Raw genomic sequence first — 18984 nt, 5'->3', positions numbered from 1 at the left:
ATGGACAAGCATCTGATCACGGGACTGATCCTGGCGGGCGGCCGCGGCTCGCGCATGGGCAATGTCGACAAAGGGCTCCAGCCCTTCCGCGGCACCACGATGGCCCAGCACGTGCTGGAGCGCCTGGCGCCGCAGGTCGACAGCATCATCATCAACGCCAACCGCAATCTGGAAGATTGGCGCGCCTTCGGCGTGCCGGTGTGGCCGGACCAGACGGCGGACTTTGCCGGGCCGCTGGCCGGGCTGCAGGCGGGCCTGCGCCACTGCACCACACCCTGGCTGCTGGCGGCGCCCTGCGATTCGCCCTTTCTGCCGCCCGACCTGGCGCAGCGCCTGGCCGCCGCCGTCGAAGCCGAGGATGCCGACCTGGCGTACGCGGCGACGCAGGAGCCGGGCATGCGCGCGCAAGCGCATCCGGTGTTCTGCCTGGTGAAGGCAAGCCGGCTGCCGGAGCTGTCGCAGTACCTGCTCGAGGGCGGGCGTCGCGTGGACGGCTGGTACAAGGATCTGAAGGCGGTCGAGGTGCTGTTCGAGGATGCGGACGCCTTCCGCAACATCAATACGCTGGACGAACTGAAGGGGCTGGACAACATGCTTGCGCCCTCGCTGGCGAGCGTGACGAGCTGCCTGTCGAGCTACGATCCGGACGCCCTGCCGGTGCGCGACGCCCAGCGCATCATCCGCGACTTCGTGCAGCCTGTGAGCGCGGTGGAAAAGGTCGCGCTGCGCGCCGCGCTCGGCCGCGTGCTGGCGCAGGACGTGGTGTCGCCGATCGACGTGCCGTCCCACGACAACTCGGCGATGGATGGCTTCGCGCTGCGCGGCAGCGACCTGCGTAGCGATGCGCCGGTGACCCTGCGCGTGATCGGCACCACCTTCGCCGGCAATGCCTCGGGAATGGTCCCGGCGGCCGGCGAATGCGTGCGCATCATGACGGGCGGCGTCATGCCGGAAGGCTGCGACAGCGTCGCGCCGCAGGAATTCGTGCGCCAGGACGGCGACACGATCGAGCTTTCCGCCGGCGTGATCCGGCCGGGCGACAACCGCCGCTTCGCAGGCGAAGACCTGAAGGCCGGCAGCCCGGCCCTGTCGAAGGGACGCGTGGTGCGCCCGCCCGACCTCGGCATGCTGGCCTCGCTCGGCGTGCCAGAAGTCGCGGTCCAGCGCCGCCTGCGCGTCGCCTTCTTCTCGACCGGCGACGAGCTGCGCTCGGTTGGCGAACCGCTCGGCGAAGGCTGCGTCTACGACAGCAACCGCTACACGATCTACGGCATGCTGCAGCGCCTGGGCTGCGACATCGTCGACATGGGCGTGGTGCGCGACGATCCGGCCGCGCTGGAAGCGGCCTTGAGGAGCGCCTGCGAGAACGCCGACGCCATCATCACCTCGGGCGGGGTGTCGGTCGGCGCGGCCGACTACACCAGGCAGATCATGGCCAAGCTGGGCGACGTCACCTTCTGGAAGATCGGCATGCGTCCCGGGCGTCCGCTGGCGTTCGGGCGCATCCAGTCGAACGGCCGCAGCGCTTTCCTGTTCGGCCTGCCCGGCAATCCGGTGGCGGTGATGGTGTCGTTCTACTTCTTCGCGCGCGAGGCGCTGCTGCGCATGATGGGGGCGGAAGCGCCGCTGCCGCTGCTGCGCGCGCGCTCGTCAGGGGCGATCCGCAAGAAACCCGGCCGCACCGAGTACCAGCGCGGCATCCTCACGCGCGGCGCGGACGGTGAGCCGGAGGTGCGCATCACCGGCTCGCAAGGCTCGGGCATCCTGCGCTCGATGTCGGAGGCGAACTGCATGGTGGTGCTGCATGACGAGCAGGGGAACGTCGCCGCCGGCGACGCCGTGGATGTGCTGGTATTCGAGGGTTTGATGTAGGGTGGGCGGTCCTCCGCCCACGCGTTCAACCATCGTTGCGCTGCCGAACAAGCGATGAATGTGTGACGGATCTGAGGGGCGTTGAACGCGCGGGCGCGGGAGCGCCCACCCTGCGAGTGTGTGAAAAATTCGTCCATGGCTACGTTGCCTCGTCTCGCCGTACGAGTGTACTGTCTTCGACTCGGCGCCTTGCCATCGCCGTTTTTTCACACCCTCTACGGATCCGGCTGTTCCGATCCCAACAATAACTGCGCCGCTTCGCTCGGCAATGCTTCGACCGATTTCAGTTTCTTCGCCATCACCCGGCTGCGCACCTCGGCGCTTTCGATATTCTTGGCCGCCCTCTCCAGCGTCGTCTTGGTCGCGGCCAGCACGTCGCCGAACTTGGTGAACTCGGTCTTCACCGCGCCCAGCACCTGCCACACCTCGGACGAGCGCTTTTCCAGCGCCAGGGTGCGGAAGCCCATCTGCAGGCTGTTGAGCAGCGCGCTCAGGGTCGAGGGGCCGGCGATGGTCACGCGCAGGCTGCGCTGCAGGTCGTCGGCCAGGCCCGGGCGGCGCATCACTTCCGCGTACAGGCCCTCGGTCGGCAGGAACAGGATCGCGAAGTCGGTGGTCTGCGGCGGCGACACGTACTTTTCGCAGATCGTCTTGGCCTCGCCGCGCACCGCGCGTTCCAGTTCGTTGCCTGCGCGCGTGACACCCTCGGCGTCGGCCGTCTCGGCCGCTTCCAGCAGGCGCTCGTACTGCTCTTTCGGGAACTTGGCGTCGATCGGCAGCCACAGGGGCGGGCCGCCATCGACAACGCCCGGCAGCTTGATCGCGAATTCGACGCGCGCATTCGACCCGGCCACGGTCTCGACGTTCTTCGCGTATTGATCGACCGTCAGCACCTGCTCGAGCAGCATCTCGAGCTGCACTTCGCCCCAGGTGCCGCGGGTCTTGACGTTGGTGAGCACGCGCTTCAGGTCGCCCACGCCGATGGCCAGCGCCTGCATTTCGCCCAGGCCCTGGTGCACCTTTTCCAGGCGCTCGCTAACCTGGCGGAACGATTCCGTCAGGCGCGTCTCCAGCGTCGCGTGCAGCTTCTCGTCGACCGTCTGGCGCATCTCTTCCAGGCGTTTCGCATTATCGGCCTGCAGGTCGCGGATTTTGGTCTCGAGCGTGCCGCGCACCTCGAGCATGCGCTGGGCGTTCGATTCGGTCAGGTTCGACAGCGTCAGCTGCAAGGTGTCGGCGAAGCGCTTCAGCGAACGCGCCTGCTCCTCGCGGCCGCTGCTCGATTGCAGCTGCATCTGCTGGCGCATGCTGTCGAACTGCTGCACCGAAGCCGCGTGGTACTGGCCCATATGCCCCGCCACTTCCTGGCGCGTGGCCTGGGCGGTCGATTGCATCTCGAGGCGCAGTTCGCGCTCCAGGCGTTCGATGTGCTGGCCGTCGCCGTTTGCGCGGGCCCGGGTCAACAGCAGGAACTGCAGGGCGATCACGACCAGCACCGCCACCAGCAGCAGGATCTCGACGATGTTCATCGCTTAATCCGCCTTGTTCCGCATCCAGTCGGCGGTATTGAAGAAGGCCTGCATCAGGCGCACGCGCAGCGCGTCGTCGTAGCCCAGGTCTTCCATCGCCCACGCCATGGCGCGCAGCCACTGGTCGCGCTCCTTGGTGCCGATCGCGAACGGCAAGTGGCGCGCGCGCAGGCGCGGGTGGCCGTAGCGTTCGACGAAGAGGTCGGGCCCGCCCATCCAGCCGGACAGGAACATGAAGAGTTTTTCGCGCGAGCTGTCGTTGGGGACCGGGTGCATCGCGTGGATCCCGGCGAATTCGGGCTCGAGCTGCATCAGGTCGTAGAAGCGGTCGACCAGTTCGCGCAGGCGCGCTTCGCCGCCCATGATCTCGTACAGCGTTCGTGCTTCGGGGGTGTTCGATTCGGATTCAGACATGCCTGCATGATAGCGCAGCCGGGGCGTCGAATGACAGCCCCGGCTGCGCTTGTTGCAATCCCGCTCAGGCTTCGCGCAGGGTCTGCAGCGGCGGCTGGCGCAGCACGCTGCGCAGTCCCAGCCAGCCGCCGATCAGCGCGCACACGGCGCCGACCGCCACGCCCGCCAGCCACACCTGCGGCTCGAAGCGCCAGGCGAACTTGAACGCATACTCGGCCAGCGCCCAGCCCATCGCCGCGGCGCCGCTCGCGGCCAGCATGCCGGACAGGCCGCCCACCAGCAGGAACTCGATGCGCTGCGCCTGCGCCAGTTGCCCTTTGGTGGCGCCGAGGGCGCGCAGCAGGCCGGCCTCGCGGGTGCGCTCGGACTGCGACCCCATCAGCGCCGCATACAGCACCAGCACGCCCGAGGCCAGGGTGAAGGTGAACAGGAATTCGACCGCCACCACCACCTGGTCCAGCACGTCCTGCAGCTGGCGGATGATGCCGGAGACGTCGATCACGCTCAGGTTCGGGTAGTTGCGGCTCAGGGTATTGGTCAGGTCGTTCGGGCCGGCCTGCGCGCCGCCCGGCAGGTGGAAGGCCGTCATATAACTCTTCGGCGCATTCACCATCGCTTGCGGATTGATGATGACGAAGAAGTTGGCGCGCATCGAGCCCCATTCCAGCTTGCGCAGGCTGGTGATCTTCGCCTCGACCGGGATGCCGCCCATGTCGAAGCGCATCGTGTCGCCCAGCTTCAAGCCCAGGCGCGCGGCCAGGCTCTGCTCGACCGAGGCCTCGGCCACGCCGGGGCCGTCCTTGTACCAGCTGCCGGCGATGATCTCGTTCGTCTCCGGCAGGTTCGCCGTGGTCGACAGGTTGAATTCGCGCTCGGCCAGGCGGCGCGCGTCGCCGTCCTGGTAGGTGTCGCGCGTGACCGGCTTGCCGTTCACGGCGGTGAGGCGGCCGCGGATCATCGGGTACAGCACCGGTTTGTTCACGCCGGCCCCGCGCAGCTGCTGCTCGACGCCCGCCGCCTGCTCCGGCTGGATGTTGATGATGAAGCGGTTCGGCGCGTCCGGCGGGGTCGCCGTGCGCCAGGCCGACATCAGGTCGCCGCGCACCACGGTGAGGATCAGGAGCGCCATCAGACCGAGCGACAGCGACACCACCTGCACCACGGTGGCGCCGGGGCGGCGCTGCAGCGAGGTGATGGCGAAGCGCCAGGACTGGTGCTTGAACAGGCCGCGCAGGTGGCGCAGCGCGCGCAGGCCGAGCCATGCAACCAGCGCGAACAGGCCCAGGCCGCCGAGGAAGCCGCCGGCCGTCATCAGGGCGATCTTCGTGTCCCCGGCCTGCCACAGCAAGAGCGCCAGGAACACGCCGATGCCGAGGCCGTAAGTGGCCAGCGCCAGCGGCTGCGGCGCCGCGGCTTCGCGCCGGATCACGCGGTTGTGCGGCACGTTGCGCAGTTGGAGCACCGGCGGCAGCGCGAAGCCGACCAGCAGCAGCATCCCGGTCGCCACGCCCTGCAGGGCCGGCAGGAGCGAGACCGGCGGCAGGTCCGGCGGCAGCAGGCTCTTGACCAGTTCGAGCAGGATGAAATGGGCGCCGAAGCCGACCAGCACGCCGAGCAGGCTGCCCGCCAGCCCGACGATGGTGAATTCGATCAGGTACATGGCGCCGACCTGGTTCTGGGTCATGCCGAGGCAACGCAGCATGGCGCAGGCGTCCAGGTGGCGCTGCATGAAGCGGCGCGCGGCCATCGCCACCGCGACCGCCGCCAGCATGGCCGACAGGAGGCCGACCAGGGACAGGAAGCTGTCGGCGCGGTCGAGCGTGGCGCGCATCTCGGGGCGGCCGTTTTCCAGGGTCTCGATGCGCACGCCGCGCACATTGTTGGTCTTGATGTCGTTACGCAGCCACTGTTCGAAGGCCTGCACGCCGGCCAGGTCGTTCCGGGAGCTGGACGCCACCTGCAGGCGGTAGGCCACGCGAGAGAAGGCGTCGACCAGTTTCGTTCCCGGCAGGTCCTGCAGCGACAGCATCACGCGCGGCGCGAAGTTGGCGAAGGATGCCCCCTTGTCCGGTTCGGCCGCGATCAGCTGGGCGATGCGGAACGTGGTTTCGCCGAGCTGGATGCTGCCGCCCACCTGCGTGCGCAGGGCCGGCAGCAGGTTGGCGTCGACCCAGACGGTGCCCGGTTCCGGGGTGCTCGTGGTCTTCGTGCCGAGCGCGCGGCTGGCGGCAACCGGGTCGGTGGTGATGGTGAGCTGGCCGCGCAGCGGGTAGCCGTTCGAGACCGCCTTCACGGCCGCCAGCTTGGCCTGGGTATCCTCGCCCTCCCCCGCCTGCGCCATGCTCTGGAAGGAGACGAAATCGGCCACCACCAGGCCGCGCCGGCGCGCCTCCTCGCGCCAGCGCTCCGGCATCGGGTCGTCGCCATTCACAAGGAGGTCGGCGCCCAGCAGCTGGTGCGCGTCGCGCTCCAGGCCCGCGCGCATGCGGTCGATGAAGAAGCCGCTTGATGCCAGGGCCGACACGGCCACGATCAGGGCGACCAGCAGGAAGCGCAATTCGCCGGCGCGCCAGTCGCGCGCGGTCATGCGGAGGGACTGGAGGAACATGCGGATCCTTCGTATTCAGTGATTGGCGTTGGCGAAGAATGCATCGACCTCGGCCAGGTAGGCGCGCTTGCGCTCCGGGTCGAGGAAGGAGGCGGTGAAGCTGTTGCGCGCCAGCTGGCGCGCGTGCGTGACATCCAGCGGCAGCGCCTCGAAGGCGGCGATGAAGTTATCGTTCATGTAGCCGCCGAAATAGGCCGGGTCGTCCGAATTCACGGTGGCGGCCAGGCCCCGGTCGAGCAGCTCGCGCAGGTTGTGGCTCCCCATCACGTCGAACACGCGCAGCTTGATGTTCGACAGCGGGCACACGGTCAGCGCCATGCCCTCGCGCGCCAGGCGTTCCACCAGGGCCGGGCTTTCCAGGCTGCGCACGCCGTGGTCGATGCGTTCGACCTTGAGCACGTCGAGCGCGCTTTCGATGTAGGCGGGCGGCCCCTCCTCGCCGGCATGCGCGACCAGGCGCAGGCCGAGCTGGCGGGCGCGCTCGAACACGCGCGCGAATTTTTCCGGCGGGTGGCCGACCTCCGACGAATCCAGGCCCACGCCGATGAATTTATCCCTGTGCGGCAGCGACGCTTCCAGCGTGGCCAGCGCGTCTTCCTCGGACAGGTGGCGCAGGAAGCACATGATCAGGCTCGCGCTGATCGGGCCTTCCTGGCAGGCGCGCCAGATGCCCTTGATGGCGGTCTCGAACGGCACGCCGCGCGCGGTGTGGGTCTGCGGGTCGAAGAAGATCTCGGCGTGGCGCACATTGTCCGCGGCCGCGCGCTCTAGGTAAGCGGCGGTCATGTCGTGGAAATCCTGCTCGGTGAGCAGCACGCTGGCGCCGGCGTAATAGATATCGAGGAAGGATTGCAGGTCCGTGAAAGCGTAGGCGGCGCGCAACGCCTCGACGGAGTCATAGGGCAGCGATACGCGGTTTCTTTGTGCCAGCGCAAAGATCAGCTCAGGCTCCAAAGAGCCCTCGATATGGATGTGCAATTCTGCCTTCGGCATGCGTTCCAGGACGCTGCGCAGCTGCTCGTTCAGCATGATGTTTCTCCCGCAATGAGGCGGTGTTGGTGATGTCGCCGACAAGTGTAACGCATGGGCGCGGACACTCTGCATCACAGGGAAAAGCACGCCGAAATGGGGCATCGCCTGGCCGGTATGCGTGCGCCACAGCTTGAGCATATCGTGCACTATCGGACCACGAAGTTGCTATCCGAGCAGCCTCGAGCGGCACGAAAATCGCGCCTGCCGTGTCCTTGCAGACAGCCCTCGCAAGCTGTGTTTACGGGCTGCCGATACGGGCTTTGAGAAGGCAGTTTTCTTATGTGATTCAAGCACTTGGACATGCATGAAAGGGGCGCACGGCACTACTTTGACTTCGGCAACCAATAGGCCCATAATAAATTTCACCAACGCAAAAAAAGACGCTCTTCGAACTGCGGCAGACCGGACCGGGCCCCACCGGCACATCCGGGACTAGAAGAAGAAAATCGCACCGTGTTTCCGCCGCCGGCCATCCCGGCGCCGCATGCGGGCGACCGACCGGGAGCACGCCAGACCAGCGCCGGGGCTTCAGGCAGTCCGCCACAAGGGCTGCCGAGACAGTGATTGTTCGCACACGGATTTCGCACGCGGCTCCGCACCTGACTCGCTACGAATCCGCCCACTAAAGGACATTCGAAATGAGCATCTTTGATAACTACGCAGCCCGCTACGAGCGTACCCGCGAAGAGGAATACTCCATGGCGGAGTTCCTGGCGCTGTGCAAGAAAGATCCCCTGACCTACGCCAGCGCGCCGGAACGCATGCTGGCCGCCATCGGCGAACCTACCCTGGTCGACACCCGCCTCGACCCGCGTCTGTCGCGTATTTTTGCGAATAAAGTGATCAAGGTCTATCCGGCCTTCCGCGAGTTCTACGGCATGGAAGAAGTGATCGAGCAAGTGGTCTCCTACTTCCGCCACGCGGCGCAAGGCCTGGAAGAGCGCAAGCAGATCCTTTATCTGCTGGGCCCGGTCGGCGGCGGCAAGTCCTCGATCGCCGAAAAGCTCAAGAGCCTGATGGAACACGTGCCCTTCTATGCGATCAAGGGCTCTCCGGTCAATGAATCCCCGCTGGGCCTGTTCAGCGAAGCCGAGGACGGCACCATCCTCGAGGAAGACTACGGCATCCCGCGCCGCTACCTGCGCGCCATCCCGAGCCCCTGGGCCGTCAAGCGCCTGCACGAGTTCGGCGGCGACATCAACAAGTTCCGCGTGGTCAAGCGCTACCCCTCGATCCTGAAGCAGATCGCGGTCTCGAAGACCGAGCCGGGCGACGAAAACAACCAGGACATTTCCTCGCTGGTCGGCAAGGTCGACATCCGCAAGCTTGAGGACTATGCCCAGGACGATCCGGACGCCTACAGCTACTCGGGCGGTCTGTGCCTCGCAAACCAGGGCCTGATGGAATTCGTCGAGATGTTCAAGGCGCCGATCAAGGTGCTGCATCCGCTGCTGACCGCGACCCAGGAAGGCAACTACAAGGGCACCGAGGGCTTCGGCGCGATCCCCTTCGAGGGCATCGTGCTGGCGCACTCGAACGAGTCGGAGTGGAAGACCTTCCGCAACAACCGCAACAACGAGGCTTTCCTCGACCGTATCTATATCGTCAAGGTGCCCTACTGCCTGCGTGTGTCGGACGAGATCAAGATCTACGACAAGCTGCTGTACAACTCCTCGCTCGACAAGGCGCCTTGCGCGCCGGGCACCCTGCGCATGATGGCGCAGTTCGCGATCCTGTCGCGCCTGAAGGACCCGGAGAATTCCAGCATCTATTCGAAGATGCTGGTGTACGACGGCGAGAACCTGAAGGACACCGATCCGAAGGCCAAGTCGATGCACGAGTACGTCGACTACGCCGGCGTGGACGAAGGCATGAACGGCCTGTCGACCCGCTTCGCGTTCAAGATCCTGTCCAAGGTCTTCAACTTCGACAATACCGAAGTGGCCGCCAATCCGGTGCACCTGCTCTACGTGCTCGAGCAGCAGATCGAACGCGAGCAGTTCCCGCCGGAGACCGAGCAGCGCTACATGTCCTATATCAAGGAACACCTGGCGCAGCGCTATGTCGACTTCATCGGCAAGGAAATCCAGACTGCCTACCTGGAAAGTTACTCGGAGTACGGCCAGAACATCTTCGACCGCTACGTGACCTTTGCCGACTTCTGGATCCAGGACCAGGAATTCCGCGACCCCGACACCGGCGAGAGCTTCGACCGCGAATCGCTGAACGCCGAGCTCGAGAAGATCGAAAAGCCGGCCGGCATCTCGAATCCCAAGGATTTCCGCAACGAGATCGTCAACTTCAGCCTGCGCGCGCGGGCCACCAATGCCGGCAAGAACCCGGCCTGGACCAGCTACGAGAAATTCCGTAGCGTGATCGAGAAGAAGATGTTCTCGAACACCGAGGAACTCCTGCCGGTGATTTCCTTCAATGCCAAGGCGAGCGCCGAGGATGCCAACAAGCACGCCGACTTCGTCGCCCGCATGGTCGAGAAGGGCTATACGCCGAAGCAGGTGCGGCTGCTGTGCGAATGGTATCTGCGCGTGCGGAAGTCTTCGTAGGCACATGCGGCGGCCGGATGCGCCGGATGACGGCGCATCCCCTGTTTCTGGCCCGTGCGTCCGCAAGCACGCGCGCGCCACACGCGCATTCACGCAGCGTATTAAGATAGGGGCACCGGAAGGCTGCCGGTCCGCGAATTAGAGCAGGAGGGAATGTTTTGACTTACCTCATCGACCGTCGCTTGCAGGGCAAGAACAAGTCTGCGGTCAACCGCGAACGCTTTCTGCGCCGTTATAAATCGCAGATCAAGGACGCGGTGGGCCGCGCCATCAAGGGCCGCTCGATTACCGATATCGAAAACGGCGAAAAGGTCACGATTCCCGTGAAGGACGTGAACGAGCCCCACTTCGGCCACGCCCACGGCGGCGTCTGGGAAACCGTCAATCCCGGCAATACCGAATACCAGAAAGGCGACCAGTTCAACCGCCCGCGCAGCGGCGGCGGCGGGCCAGGGCGCGGACGCGCCGGCAACAGCGACCAGACCAGCGAGGACGATTTCATCTTCGAGCTGTCGCGCGAAGAGTTCATGAACTATTTCTTCGAAGACCTCGAGCTGCCAAACATGGTCAAGACCCAGCTGTCGCAGACCGTCGAGTTCAAGAACCAGCGCGCCGGCTACAACGTGTCCGGCACTCCGTCCAACATCCACGTGCTGCGCTCGCTGCGCGGCGCGCTGGGGCGCCGCATCGCCGTCGGCGGCCCGGCCAAGCGCCAGCTCAAGGAGGCGGAGGAAGCGCTGCAGGCCCTGTTCGACGAGGGCGCCCCGGCGGACGACGAAGACGTCATCGCACTCAAGGACAAGATCCACCACCTGCACATCCGCCTCAACGCGATTCCCTTCATCGATCCCTTCGACCTGCGCTACTCGAACCGCATCAAGGTGCCGAAACCCAGCACCCAGGCGGTGATGTTCTGCATCATGGACGTGTCCGGCTCGATGGACGAGACCCGCAAGGACACCGCCAAGCGCTTCTTCATCCTGCTCTACCTCTTCCTCAAGCGCGTGTACGAAAAGATCGAAGTGGTCTTCATCCGCCACCACACGGCGGCGGCCGAGGTCGACGAGAACGAGTTCTTCCATTCGCGCGAATCGGGCGGCACCGTGGTGTCCTCGGCGCTGAACCTGCTGCAGAAGGTGATCGCCGAGCGCTACGGCAGCGCGGACTGGAACGCCTACGTGGCGCAGGCATCGGACGGCGACAACTGGGACAACGACTCGGTATTGTGCAAGCAGATACTGAACCAATCCATCATGCCGCGGGTCCAGTACTACACCTATGTCGAGATTACCGACGGCCCGCCGCAGAACCTGTGGGAGCAATACTGCGAGGTGGCCGACCACCACAAGAACTTCGCGATGCAGAAGATCGTGACGCCGGCCGACATCTATCCCGTCTTCCGCGAGCTGTTCAAGAAGCAGCCGAAATAGCGACCGAGAAAAGGGAGGCACCCCATGCCAAGAGACCCCAGCAACCCGCGCGCCCTGCCCGAACAGTCCGAATGGACCTTCGAGCTGATCGAACAGGCGCACGAGGAAATCAAGCGGGTGGCCAAGCGCTACGGCCTGGACACCTACCCGAACCAGCTCGAGATCATCACCGCCGAGCAGATGATGGACGCCTACACCTCGGTGGGGATGCCGGTGTCTTATAACCACTGGTCCTTCGGCAAGCATTTCCTGTCGACGGAAAAGAGCTACCGGCGTGGCCAGATGGGCCTGGCCTACGAGATCGTCATCAACTCGAATCCCTGCATCGCCTACCTGATGGAGGAAAACAGCCTCACCATGCAGGCCCTGGTGATCGCGCATGCTGCTTATGGGCACAATTCATTCTTCAAAGGCAACTACCTGTTCCGCACCTGGACCGATGCCGACGCCATCGTCGACTATATGGTCTTTGCCAAGAACTATATTGCAGAGTGCGAACAGCGCTACGGCATCGACGCGGTCGAGGAGCTGCTCGATTCCTGCCACGCCCTGCAGAACTACGGCGTGGACCGCTACAAGCGTCCCGCCAAACTCTCGGTGGCGCAGGAAAAGGCGCGCCAGAAAGAGCGTGAGGAATACGCCCAGTCGCAGGTGAATTCGATCTGGCGCACCCTGCCGCTGCGCGAAGAGCAGATCGCGGCCGCGGCGCCGACCCGCTTCCCGCCCGAGCCGGAAGAGAACCTGCTCTACTTCATCGAGAAATACGCGCCGCTGCTGGAACCCTGGCAACGCGAGCTGGTGCGCATCACGCGCAAGATCTCCCAGTATTTCTACCCGCAGCGCCAGACCCAGGTCATGAACGAAGGCTGGGCCACCTTCTGGCACTACACCATCCTGCAAGACCTCTATAAAGAGGGCATCGTCGGCGACGGCTTCATGCTGGAATTCCTGCAGAGCCACACCAACGTCGTCTACCAGCCCCCGGCGACCAGCCCGTATTACAGCGGCATCAACCCGTATGCGCTCGGTTTCGCGATGATGACCGACATTCGGCGCATTTGCGAAGATCCAACCGAGGAAGACCGCGTCTGGTTCCCGGACATGGCCGGCAGCGACTGGCTCAAGACGCTGGACTTCGCGATGCGCAACTTCAAGGACGAGAGTTTCATCGCCCAGTATCTGTCGCCCAAGCTGATCCGCGACTTCCACTTCTTCGCCGTGCTCGACGACGACCGCAGCGACAAGCTGACCATCTCCGCGATCCACGACGAGCAGGGCTACCGCTATGTGCGGCACAAGCTGGCCGAGCAGTACAACATCGGCAGCCGCGAGCCGAACATCCAGGTCTGGCAGGTGAACACCCGCGACGACCGCGCCCTGACCCTGCGCCACACCCAGTTCAACCGGCGTCCGCTGAACCAGCAGGCCCAGGAAGTGCTGAAACACGTGGCGCGGCTGTGGGGCTTCGACGTGCGCCTGGAGACGGTCGACCCGAACGGCCACGTAGTCAGCTTCCTGGAGTGCCGCCGGGAGAAACGCGGCCGCTGAGCCTTCCGCCGCGCCCGATCGAACACGCAAGTCCGCAAGAAACATCTCGTCGCACGCCACCAGGCGTGCGGCGTCCCCCGCAGCCGCTCGGTTGCCTTCCCCATTTTCCCGGCACGTCAAAAAGCATCGCCGGCGCACTGTCGCGGTGCGCGCTGCGGTGCGCCATGGAGCGCGTGCATCGTACCCGTGCAGCCCACCCATTTCTTCCACGTCCGACCGCACGTTTTGCCACCTCTTTCCCGCCAAACGACCAGGGGACAGAAATTTATTTTGCTCGTCAGTACGCTAACACACTGTTCAAAACGCCAAAATCCATGTAGTTTTGCTATGCATGAGAGGCAGATATCCGCGTGTTGGTTGCCAGACGCACAACTGAAGCATATCAAGACGCGGTTTTCCCATTACTTCCAGCTATGCGCCGCATGGAGCAAGCAGGGGTTTTCGGGGTGCTCAACAGTACGCACTGCTTCGATGAAACTAGCTATAGTTTGCAAAAAGATCAGTAACTCATCATATGATATTTGCTACTGGTCTATTTTGGCGTGAAAAATTTGGCAAACACGGCGTCCATGCCTGACGATCCACAGATGGAGGAGTGACACGACACAAAATTACAATTTTCCCCTGCTTTCTGGACCACGGATACCCCAGTGCCGCAGTTGTATAGATGAGCCCGTTTCCCTGCAATTACAGGGCGTTAAGGCCTCTTTCGACGGTGTAAAAATGTCTCCTCAAAAAAGAATTCGTAGGTATAATTCTTTGATGTCCCGGATGCGGCCCTTGGATTTTTGTCGTGTTTAGTGGGTTTAGTGGCAACAAAAAAAGTTGGTATTGGAGAAAGATGGCATGAATTTTACGCATGATAAGCAACCGGGCAGGAATTTCACCGGTCTCGCCATTGTTATCCTGTTGCACGTTCTGGTAGCTTGGGCCGTCATCAACGGCCTCGGTACCCGGATCGTGAGCAAGGTGGCCGAGGCTGTGGAAACGAAACTGATTGAAGAGGTGAAGCCGCCGCCACCGCCGGAAACGCCGCCGCCGCCGCCGCCGCCGGAAATGAAGGCTCCGCCACCGCCGTTCATCCCGCCGGTCGAAGTCCAGGTGCAGCAGCCGCCGCCGCCGCAGAACACGATCTCGGTCGCGACCAATACGCCGCCGCCGACCACGAACCTGGCTCCTCCGGCACCGCCGGCCCCGCCAGCGCCGCCGGCGCCGGCAGCACCGCGCGGTCCGAGCCGGACCGAGGCAGTGGCAGACTTCAACACTTGCGCACGTCCGGAATATCCGCGCTCGTCGCAGCGTAACGAAGAAACGGGTACCACCACCCTGCAGTTCCTGATCGGGGTCGATGGTCGAGTAATGGATTCCAAATTGCAGAAGTCGTCCGGCTTCCGCGATCTGGATCGGGCCGCGCAATCGGCCCTGGGCAAATGCCGATTCAAGCCGGCCACGGTCGATGGTCAGCCGCAACAGGCGTGGACAGCGGTGCAGTACGTCTGGACGCTGGAATAAAACCGAGACAGAACATCGTCTCAACTCTATGATTTTCGTTGTCACTAGTTCAGCGAACTGTCTATTTTATATTTTTGGAGGAAGCATGTTTAAGAATACCCGTTTGTCCGCTATGCTGGCGGCTGTCCTGTTCTCGGTAACGGCGGCATCGGCCCTGGTCTCCGCACCGGCCTTCGCTGACGCTCCTGCCGCAGGCGCCACCGCTCCGGCGGCTGACGCGGCTGCACCGGCTGCCGACGCAGCTGCTGCACCGGCAACCGACGCTGCCGCCGCTCCGGCCGGCGACGCGGCCGCTCCGGCTGCCGCCGGCGGCGAAGCCACCGAAGAAGTCCACAACCCGTACGGCTTCGCCGCCATGTGGGAAGAAGGCGACTTCGTCAACAAGGGCACCATCATCATCCTGTCGCTGATGTCGATGGGCTCGTGGTACATCATCATCACCAAGCTGATCGACCAGCAGAAGATCATGCGCCAGTCGAAGGAAGCTTCGGCCAAGTTCTGGAAAGCACCGTCGATCGCTGCAGGTTCGGCACAGCTGAAAGAAGGCTCGCCGTTCCGCTTCATCGCTGAAACCGGCACCAAGGCAACCCAGCACCACGACGGCGCCCTGCTCGAGCAGATCGACCTGTCGACCTGGGTGACCATGCAGATCCAGCGCGCCGTGGACCGCGTCCAGTCGCGTCTGCAAGATGGCCTGTCGTTCCTGGCAACCGTCGGTTCGACCTCGCCGTTCATCGGTCTGTTCGGTACCGTCTGGGGCATCTACAACGCGCTGACCGCCATCGGCATGTCGGGTAACGCATCGATCGACAAAGTGGCAGGCCCGGTGGGTGAAGCACTGATCATGACCGCCTTCGGTCTGTTCGTCGCGGTTCCTGCGGTTCTGGGTTACAACTGGCTGGTTCGCCGCAACAAGTCGGTCATGGAAGACATCCGTTCGTTCTCGGCTGACGTTCACTCGGTCCTGATCTCGGGCGCAATGTCGACCTCGAACGCTGCTGCTGGCGCCAAGAAGGCTGGCTAATCATGTCGATGAGTGTCGGCTCCGATTCCGGAGATGAAGATGCAGTGATGTCAGAGATCAACACGACGCCCCTTGTGGACATCATGTTGGTTCTTCTGATCATCTTCCTGATCACCAGCCCGGTCGTTCTGAACCTGCAGAAAGTTACCCTGCCTGCAGAATCGAACCAGGTCACCAAGACCAAGCCGGAAGACGTCAACATCACCATCAACAAAGATGGCGAGATGTACTACAACCAGACGCGCCTCGCGAACACGGACGAGCTGTTCAAGTTCCTCGCGGAGCAGTCGGTGAAGCAGCCGCAGCCTGCTGTGAAAGTTCGTGGCGACCAGCAGTCGCGCTACGAAGCGATCGGCCGGGTGATCTACACGGCTCAGCGTGCTGGGATTGCGAAGGTCGGTTTCGTCATCGAACCGCCTGACAAGGGCTAAGACCCTGTCCGCGATATCGGGGTTTTTCACGGAAGACCTTGATATCGCGTCCAAGACCCCAACATTTGAAAAGGAAACACCATGGGCATGAACGTAGGTTCGGGCTCCGCCAAAGGAGCTGATCCGGAACCGATGATGGAAATGAACATGACGCCGCTGATCGACGTCCTGCTCGTTCTCATCATCATGATGATTATCACGATTCCGAAGCAAGACCACTCGGTCAATCTGAACATGCCGGTCGGCAACCCGCCGCCGCCATCCGACGTGAAACCGGTGGTCGTGACGATCGACGTGGACTTCGACGGCACCATCCTCTGGGATGGCCAGGTTGTTGCAAACCGCTCGGAGCTGGAAGCGAAGATGAATGCCGTGGCGGCAACGCCCAACCAGCCGGAAGTGCACCTGCGTCCGAACAAGCTGGTCGAGTACAAGGTGGTCGCCGGCGTCATGGCAACCGCTCAGCGCCTCGGCGTCACCAAGATCGGCATGGTCGGTAACGAGCAGTTCCAGTAATCGATCCATGTTTGACCAACACGGCAGGGTTTCCCTGCCGTGTCCATTTTGAAGAAGGATGTTTTCAGATGATTAAATTCCGTCTCGCACACCTTGGCCTCGCGATGGCCGCTCTCGGTTTCACCGCCGCCGTCCCGGTGGTCGGCCTGGCCCCTGTGCACGCCGCGGTCACCCTGCGTCCGGAAGTCGGCAAACCCCTGCAACAAGCGCAATCGCTGATGAAGCAAGGCAATGCCAAGGGCGCCCTGGCTGCCCTGCGCGACGCGGACAAGGCTGCGAAAACCGACGACGAACGCTTCCTGATCGAGCGCGTGCGCGCCTCGGCCGCGTCCTCCGCCGGTGACTGGAACACCGCTGCCGCCTCGTTCGAAAAGCTGCTCGATTCGGGCAAGCTGAGCGCCGGGGAACGTTCGCAGTTCTCGGAAGGCCTGGTCGGCATCTACATGCGCGCCGGCGACCTGAACAAGGCCAACGCCACGATCATCAACCTGCTGAAAAAAGGTAACGATCCGAAGCTGCGCGCCTACCTGCTGCAGAACTACTACAAGCAAGGCAACGTCGCCGCGCTCGAGCAGGAACTGCGCAACGCCGAGAAGAGCGGCCGCCTGAGCGAAGACGAGCTCGGCATGCTGGCGAACATCCAGCTGAAAAAGAACGACAAGGTCGGCTACGTCAACACCATCGAGAAGCTGGCCGCCAGCTACCCGAAGGCCCAGTACTGGAACGACCTGCTGAACCGCGTGCAGGGCAAGCCCGGCTTCTCCGGCCGCCTGTCGGTCGACCTGTATCGCCTGAAGCTGGCGAACAACCTGATGAAGAAGCCGAGCGAGTACATGGAAATGGCCCAGCTGGTGCTGCAGGACAAGGCTCCGGCCGAAGCCCTGAAGGTCATCGACAAGGGCTACAAGGCCGGCGCGCTGGGTACTGGCGCCGACGCCGAACGCCACAAGCGCCTGAAGGACCTGGCCGAGAAGAACCTGGCCGACCAGAACAAGAACGTCGCTGCCCTGGAAGCCGAATACACGGCCGCCAAGGACAATGACGCGCTGGTGGGCCTCGGCTACGCGCTGGTGCAATCGGGCCAGGCCGACAAGGGCCTGAAGATGATGGAAGCCGCGATCAAGGCTGGCGGCCTGCGCCGCGCCGACGAAGCCAAGCTGCGCCTGGGCGAAGCCTACGCCGCGGCCGGCAAGAAGCAGCAAGCCATCAGCACCCTCAAGACCGTGGGCGGCAAGGACGGCTCGGCCGACCTGGCGCGCTACTGGATCATGGCGATCAACCGTCCGGTTGCCTGATCTCCTCGCTTGAGCACGCAAACGCCGCCTCTCGAGGCGGCGTTTTTTATTGTTTCACCGGCCTCCGCCTCCACTTCCTTCCCCGGTAGCGCTTGCCCGGAAGCGGCGGTCTGGTTCCACGTTGCTGTGCAACATTCGACATACCGTATAATCCTCATTTCGCGCCGGAGCGTCCGGCAGCGCCAAGGAACCATTGATGAAGGTATTTCGCGGACTTCCCAACGACAGGGCGCGCGCGCCCTGCGCGCTCACGATCGGCAATTTCGACGGTGTCCACCGCGGCCACCAGGCATTGCTGGCGCACGTGCGGGGCGCTGCCGCCGAGCTGGGCATCGAAGCCGCTGTCATGACCTTCGAACCGCATCCGCGCGAGTATTTCGCGCGCCGCACGGGCGACCTGAGCAAGGCCCCGGCCCGTATCGCCAACCTGCGCGACAAGCTGAGCGACCTCGAGCGCGCGGGCATCGACCGCGTCATCGTCGAGCACTTCAACGAACACTTCGCTTCCCAGTCGCCCCAGGACTTCATCGAGCGCGTGCTGGTCGAGGGCCTGCACGTCAAGTGGCTGATGGTGGGCGACGACTTTTGCTTCGGCGCGCGGCGCGCGGGCAATATCGCCATGCTGCAACAGGCCGGCCGCGAGTACGGCTTCCAGGTCGAAACCCTGGGCGCGGTGATGCACGGCGCGCGCCGCATCTCCTCGTCGGCCGTGCGCGAAGCCCTCAAGGACGCCGACTTCGGCGCCACCCAGCAGCTGCTGGGCCACCCGTACGTGATGTCGGGCCACGTGATCCACGGCCAGAAACTGGGCCGCACCCTGGGCTTTCCGACCCTGAACCTGCGCGTCGCGCACCGCCCCGCCCTGCACGGCATCTTCGTGGTGCAGGTGCACGGCCTGGCCGAGCAGCCCTTGCCGGCGGTGGCCAGCCTGGGCGTGCGCCCGACCGTCGAGGATGCCGGCCGGATGCTGCTCGAAGTGCATGTCTTCGACTATGCGCAATCCGCCTACGGCAAGCTGGTGCGGGTCGAATTCCTCGCCAAGCTGCGCGACGAGGAAAAATACGTCGACCTGCCCACCCTCACCGCCGCGATCGACCGCGACGCCGCCCAGGCGCGCGCCTTCTTCGCCCAGCGCAGCGGCGCCCTCACCGCGACCGACCGAATTTGACGCGCGCCGTACCGCGCATCGACGCGTGGACGGCGCCATTGATC

14 protein-coding genes are annotated in these 18984 nt (G+C 64.0%); 10 read left to right on the top strand and 4 right to left on the bottom strand.

The window, feature by feature from the left end:
• Complete coding sequence (gene moeA, locus LQ564_RS04575) at window positions 1-1872, top strand: molybdopterin molybdotransferase MoeA (RefSeq protein WP_231056885.1); 1872 nt, start codon at window positions 1-3, stop codon at window positions 1870-1872.
• Between the two features lie 215 nt (window positions 1873-2087).
• Here the strand turns inward: moeA and LQ564_RS04570 are convergent, their stop codons facing one another.
• The 4 genes from LQ564_RS04570 to LQ564_RS04555 form a co-directional block, all read right to left on the bottom strand.
• Entirely contained in the window at window positions 2088-3401 is a 1314-nt protein-coding gene (locus tag LQ564_RS04570) for a DNA recombination protein RmuC (protein ID WP_231056884.1), read from the bottom strand.
• Window positions 3402-3404: 3 nt separating this feature from the next.
• Window positions 3405-3815, bottom strand: coding sequence for a group II truncated hemoglobin (locus LQ564_RS04565; RefSeq protein WP_231056883.1), 411 nt, complete (start codon window positions 3813-3815; stop codon window positions 3405-3407).
• A 64-nt stretch (window positions 3816-3879) separates the two neighbouring features.
• Complete coding sequence (locus LQ564_RS04560) at window positions 3880-6423, bottom strand: ABC transporter permease (RefSeq protein ID WP_231056882.1); 2544 nt, start codon at window positions 6421-6423, stop codon at window positions 3880-3882.
• A gap of 15 nt (window positions 6424-6438) precedes the next feature.
• Window positions 6439-7452, bottom strand: coding sequence for an adenosine deaminase (locus LQ564_RS04555; protein ID WP_231056881.1), 1014 nt, complete (start codon window positions 7450-7452; stop codon window positions 6439-6441).
• A 641-nt stretch (window positions 7453-8093) separates the two neighbouring features.
• On the opposite strand from LQ564_RS04555, the gene LQ564_RS04550 reads away from it, so the two are divergent.
• From LQ564_RS04550 to LQ564_RS04510, 9 genes are all read left to right on the top strand, one after another.
• Window positions 8094-10016 (top strand): PrkA family serine protein kinase, encoded by a 1923-nt coding sequence (locus LQ564_RS04550; RefSeq protein ID WP_231056880.1) that lies wholly within the window; start codon window positions 8094-8096, stop codon window positions 10014-10016.
• A gap of 158 nt (window positions 10017-10174) precedes the next feature.
• The gene (locus LQ564_RS04545; protein WP_231056879.1) at window positions 10175-11446 is read left to right on the top strand and encodes a YeaH/YhbH family protein; all 1272 of its coding nucleotides are present in this window, start codon (window positions 10175-10177) and stop codon (window positions 11444-11446) included.
• 24 nt (window positions 11447-11470) lie between these two features.
• On the top strand, window positions 11471-12994 hold the full coding sequence (locus LQ564_RS04540; RefSeq protein WP_231056878.1) for a SpoVR family protein: 1524 nt from the start codon (window positions 11471-11473) through the stop codon (window positions 12992-12994).
• Between the two features lie 846 nt (window positions 12995-13840).
• Window positions 13841-14506: an energy transducer TonB gene (locus tag LQ564_RS04535; RefSeq protein ID WP_231056877.1), complete on the top strand. Its 666-nt coding sequence runs from the start codon at window positions 13841-13843 to the stop codon at window positions 14504-14506.
• Window positions 14507-14591: 85 nt separating this feature from the next.
• On the top strand, window positions 14592-15530 hold the full coding sequence (locus LQ564_RS04530) for a MotA/TolQ/ExbB proton channel family protein (RefSeq protein ID WP_231056876.1): 939 nt from the start codon (window positions 14592-14594) through the stop codon (window positions 15528-15530).
• A 2-nt stretch (window positions 15531-15532) separates the two neighbouring features.
• Complete coding sequence (locus LQ564_RS04525; RefSeq protein ID WP_231056875.1) at window positions 15533-15961, top strand: ExbD/TolR family protein; 429 nt, start codon at window positions 15533-15535, stop codon at window positions 15959-15961.
• Window positions 15962-16042: 81 nt separating this feature from the next.
• Complete coding sequence (locus LQ564_RS04520) at window positions 16043-16477, top strand: ExbD/TolR family protein (RefSeq protein ID WP_231056874.1); 435 nt, start codon at window positions 16043-16045, stop codon at window positions 16475-16477.
• Between the two features lie 68 nt (window positions 16478-16545).
• On the top strand, window positions 16546-17772 hold the full coding sequence (locus tag LQ564_RS04515; RefSeq protein ID WP_231056873.1) for a tetratricopeptide repeat protein: 1227 nt from the start codon (window positions 16546-16548) through the stop codon (window positions 17770-17772).
• A gap of 196 nt (window positions 17773-17968) precedes the next feature.
• Window positions 17969-18940, top strand: a complete 972-nt coding sequence (locus LQ564_RS04510) for a bifunctional riboflavin kinase/FAD synthetase (protein WP_231056872.1) — start codon at window positions 17969-17971, stop codon at window positions 18938-18940.
• Window positions 18941-18984 lie beyond the last annotated feature (44 nt).

Source organism: Massilia phyllostachyos (assembly GCF_021044825.1).
Taxonomy (GTDB): domain Bacteria; phylum Pseudomonadota; class Gammaproteobacteria; order Burkholderiales; family Burkholderiaceae_D; genus Telluria; species Telluria phyllostachyos.
Note: the sequence above shows the minus strand (reverse complement) of the source record. Positions and strands in the feature narration are given on the sequence as shown.

Coding starts and splice junctions, on each gene's coding strand:
- moeA (WP_231056885.1), top strand. CDS start 1: ATGGACAAGCATCTGATCACGGGACTGATCCTGGCGGGCGGCCGCGGC.
- LQ564_RS04570 (WP_231056884.1), bottom strand. CDS start 3,401: ATGAACATCGTCGAGATCCTGCTGCTGGTGGCGGTGCTGGTCGTGATC.
- LQ564_RS04565 (WP_231056883.1), bottom strand. CDS start 3,815: ATGTCTGAATCCGAATCGAACACCCCCGAAGCACGAACGCTGTACGAG.
- LQ564_RS04560 (WP_231056882.1), bottom strand. CDS start 6,423: ATGTTCCTCCAGTCCCTCCGCATGACCGCGCGCGACTGGCGCGCCGGC.
- LQ564_RS04555 (WP_231056881.1), bottom strand. CDS start 7,452: ATGCTGAACGAGCAGCTGCGCAGCGTCCTGGAACGCATGCCGAAGGCA.
- LQ564_RS04550 (WP_231056880.1), top strand. CDS start 8,094: ATGAGCATCTTTGATAACTACGCAGCCCGCTACGAGCGTACCCGCGAA.
- LQ564_RS04540 (WP_231056878.1), top strand. CDS start 11,471: ATGCCAAGAGACCCCAGCAACCCGCGCGCCCTGCCCGAACAGTCCGAA.
- LQ564_RS04535 (WP_231056877.1), top strand. CDS start 13,841: ATGAATTTTACGCATGATAAGCAACCGGGCAGGAATTTCACCGGTCTC.
- LQ564_RS04530 (WP_231056876.1), top strand. CDS start 14,592: ATGTTTAAGAATACCCGTTTGTCCGCTATGCTGGCGGCTGTCCTGTTC.
- LQ564_RS04525 (WP_231056875.1), top strand. CDS start 15,533: ATGTCGATGAGTGTCGGCTCCGATTCCGGAGATGAAGATGCAGTGATG.
- LQ564_RS04520 (WP_231056874.1), top strand. CDS start 16,043: ATGGGCATGAACGTAGGTTCGGGCTCCGCCAAAGGAGCTGATCCGGAA.
- LQ564_RS04515 (WP_231056873.1), top strand. CDS start 16,546: ATGATTAAATTCCGTCTCGCACACCTTGGCCTCGCGATGGCCGCTCTC.
- LQ564_RS04510 (WP_231056872.1), top strand. CDS start 17,969: ATGAAGGTATTTCGCGGACTTCCCAACGACAGGGCGCGCGCGCCCTGC.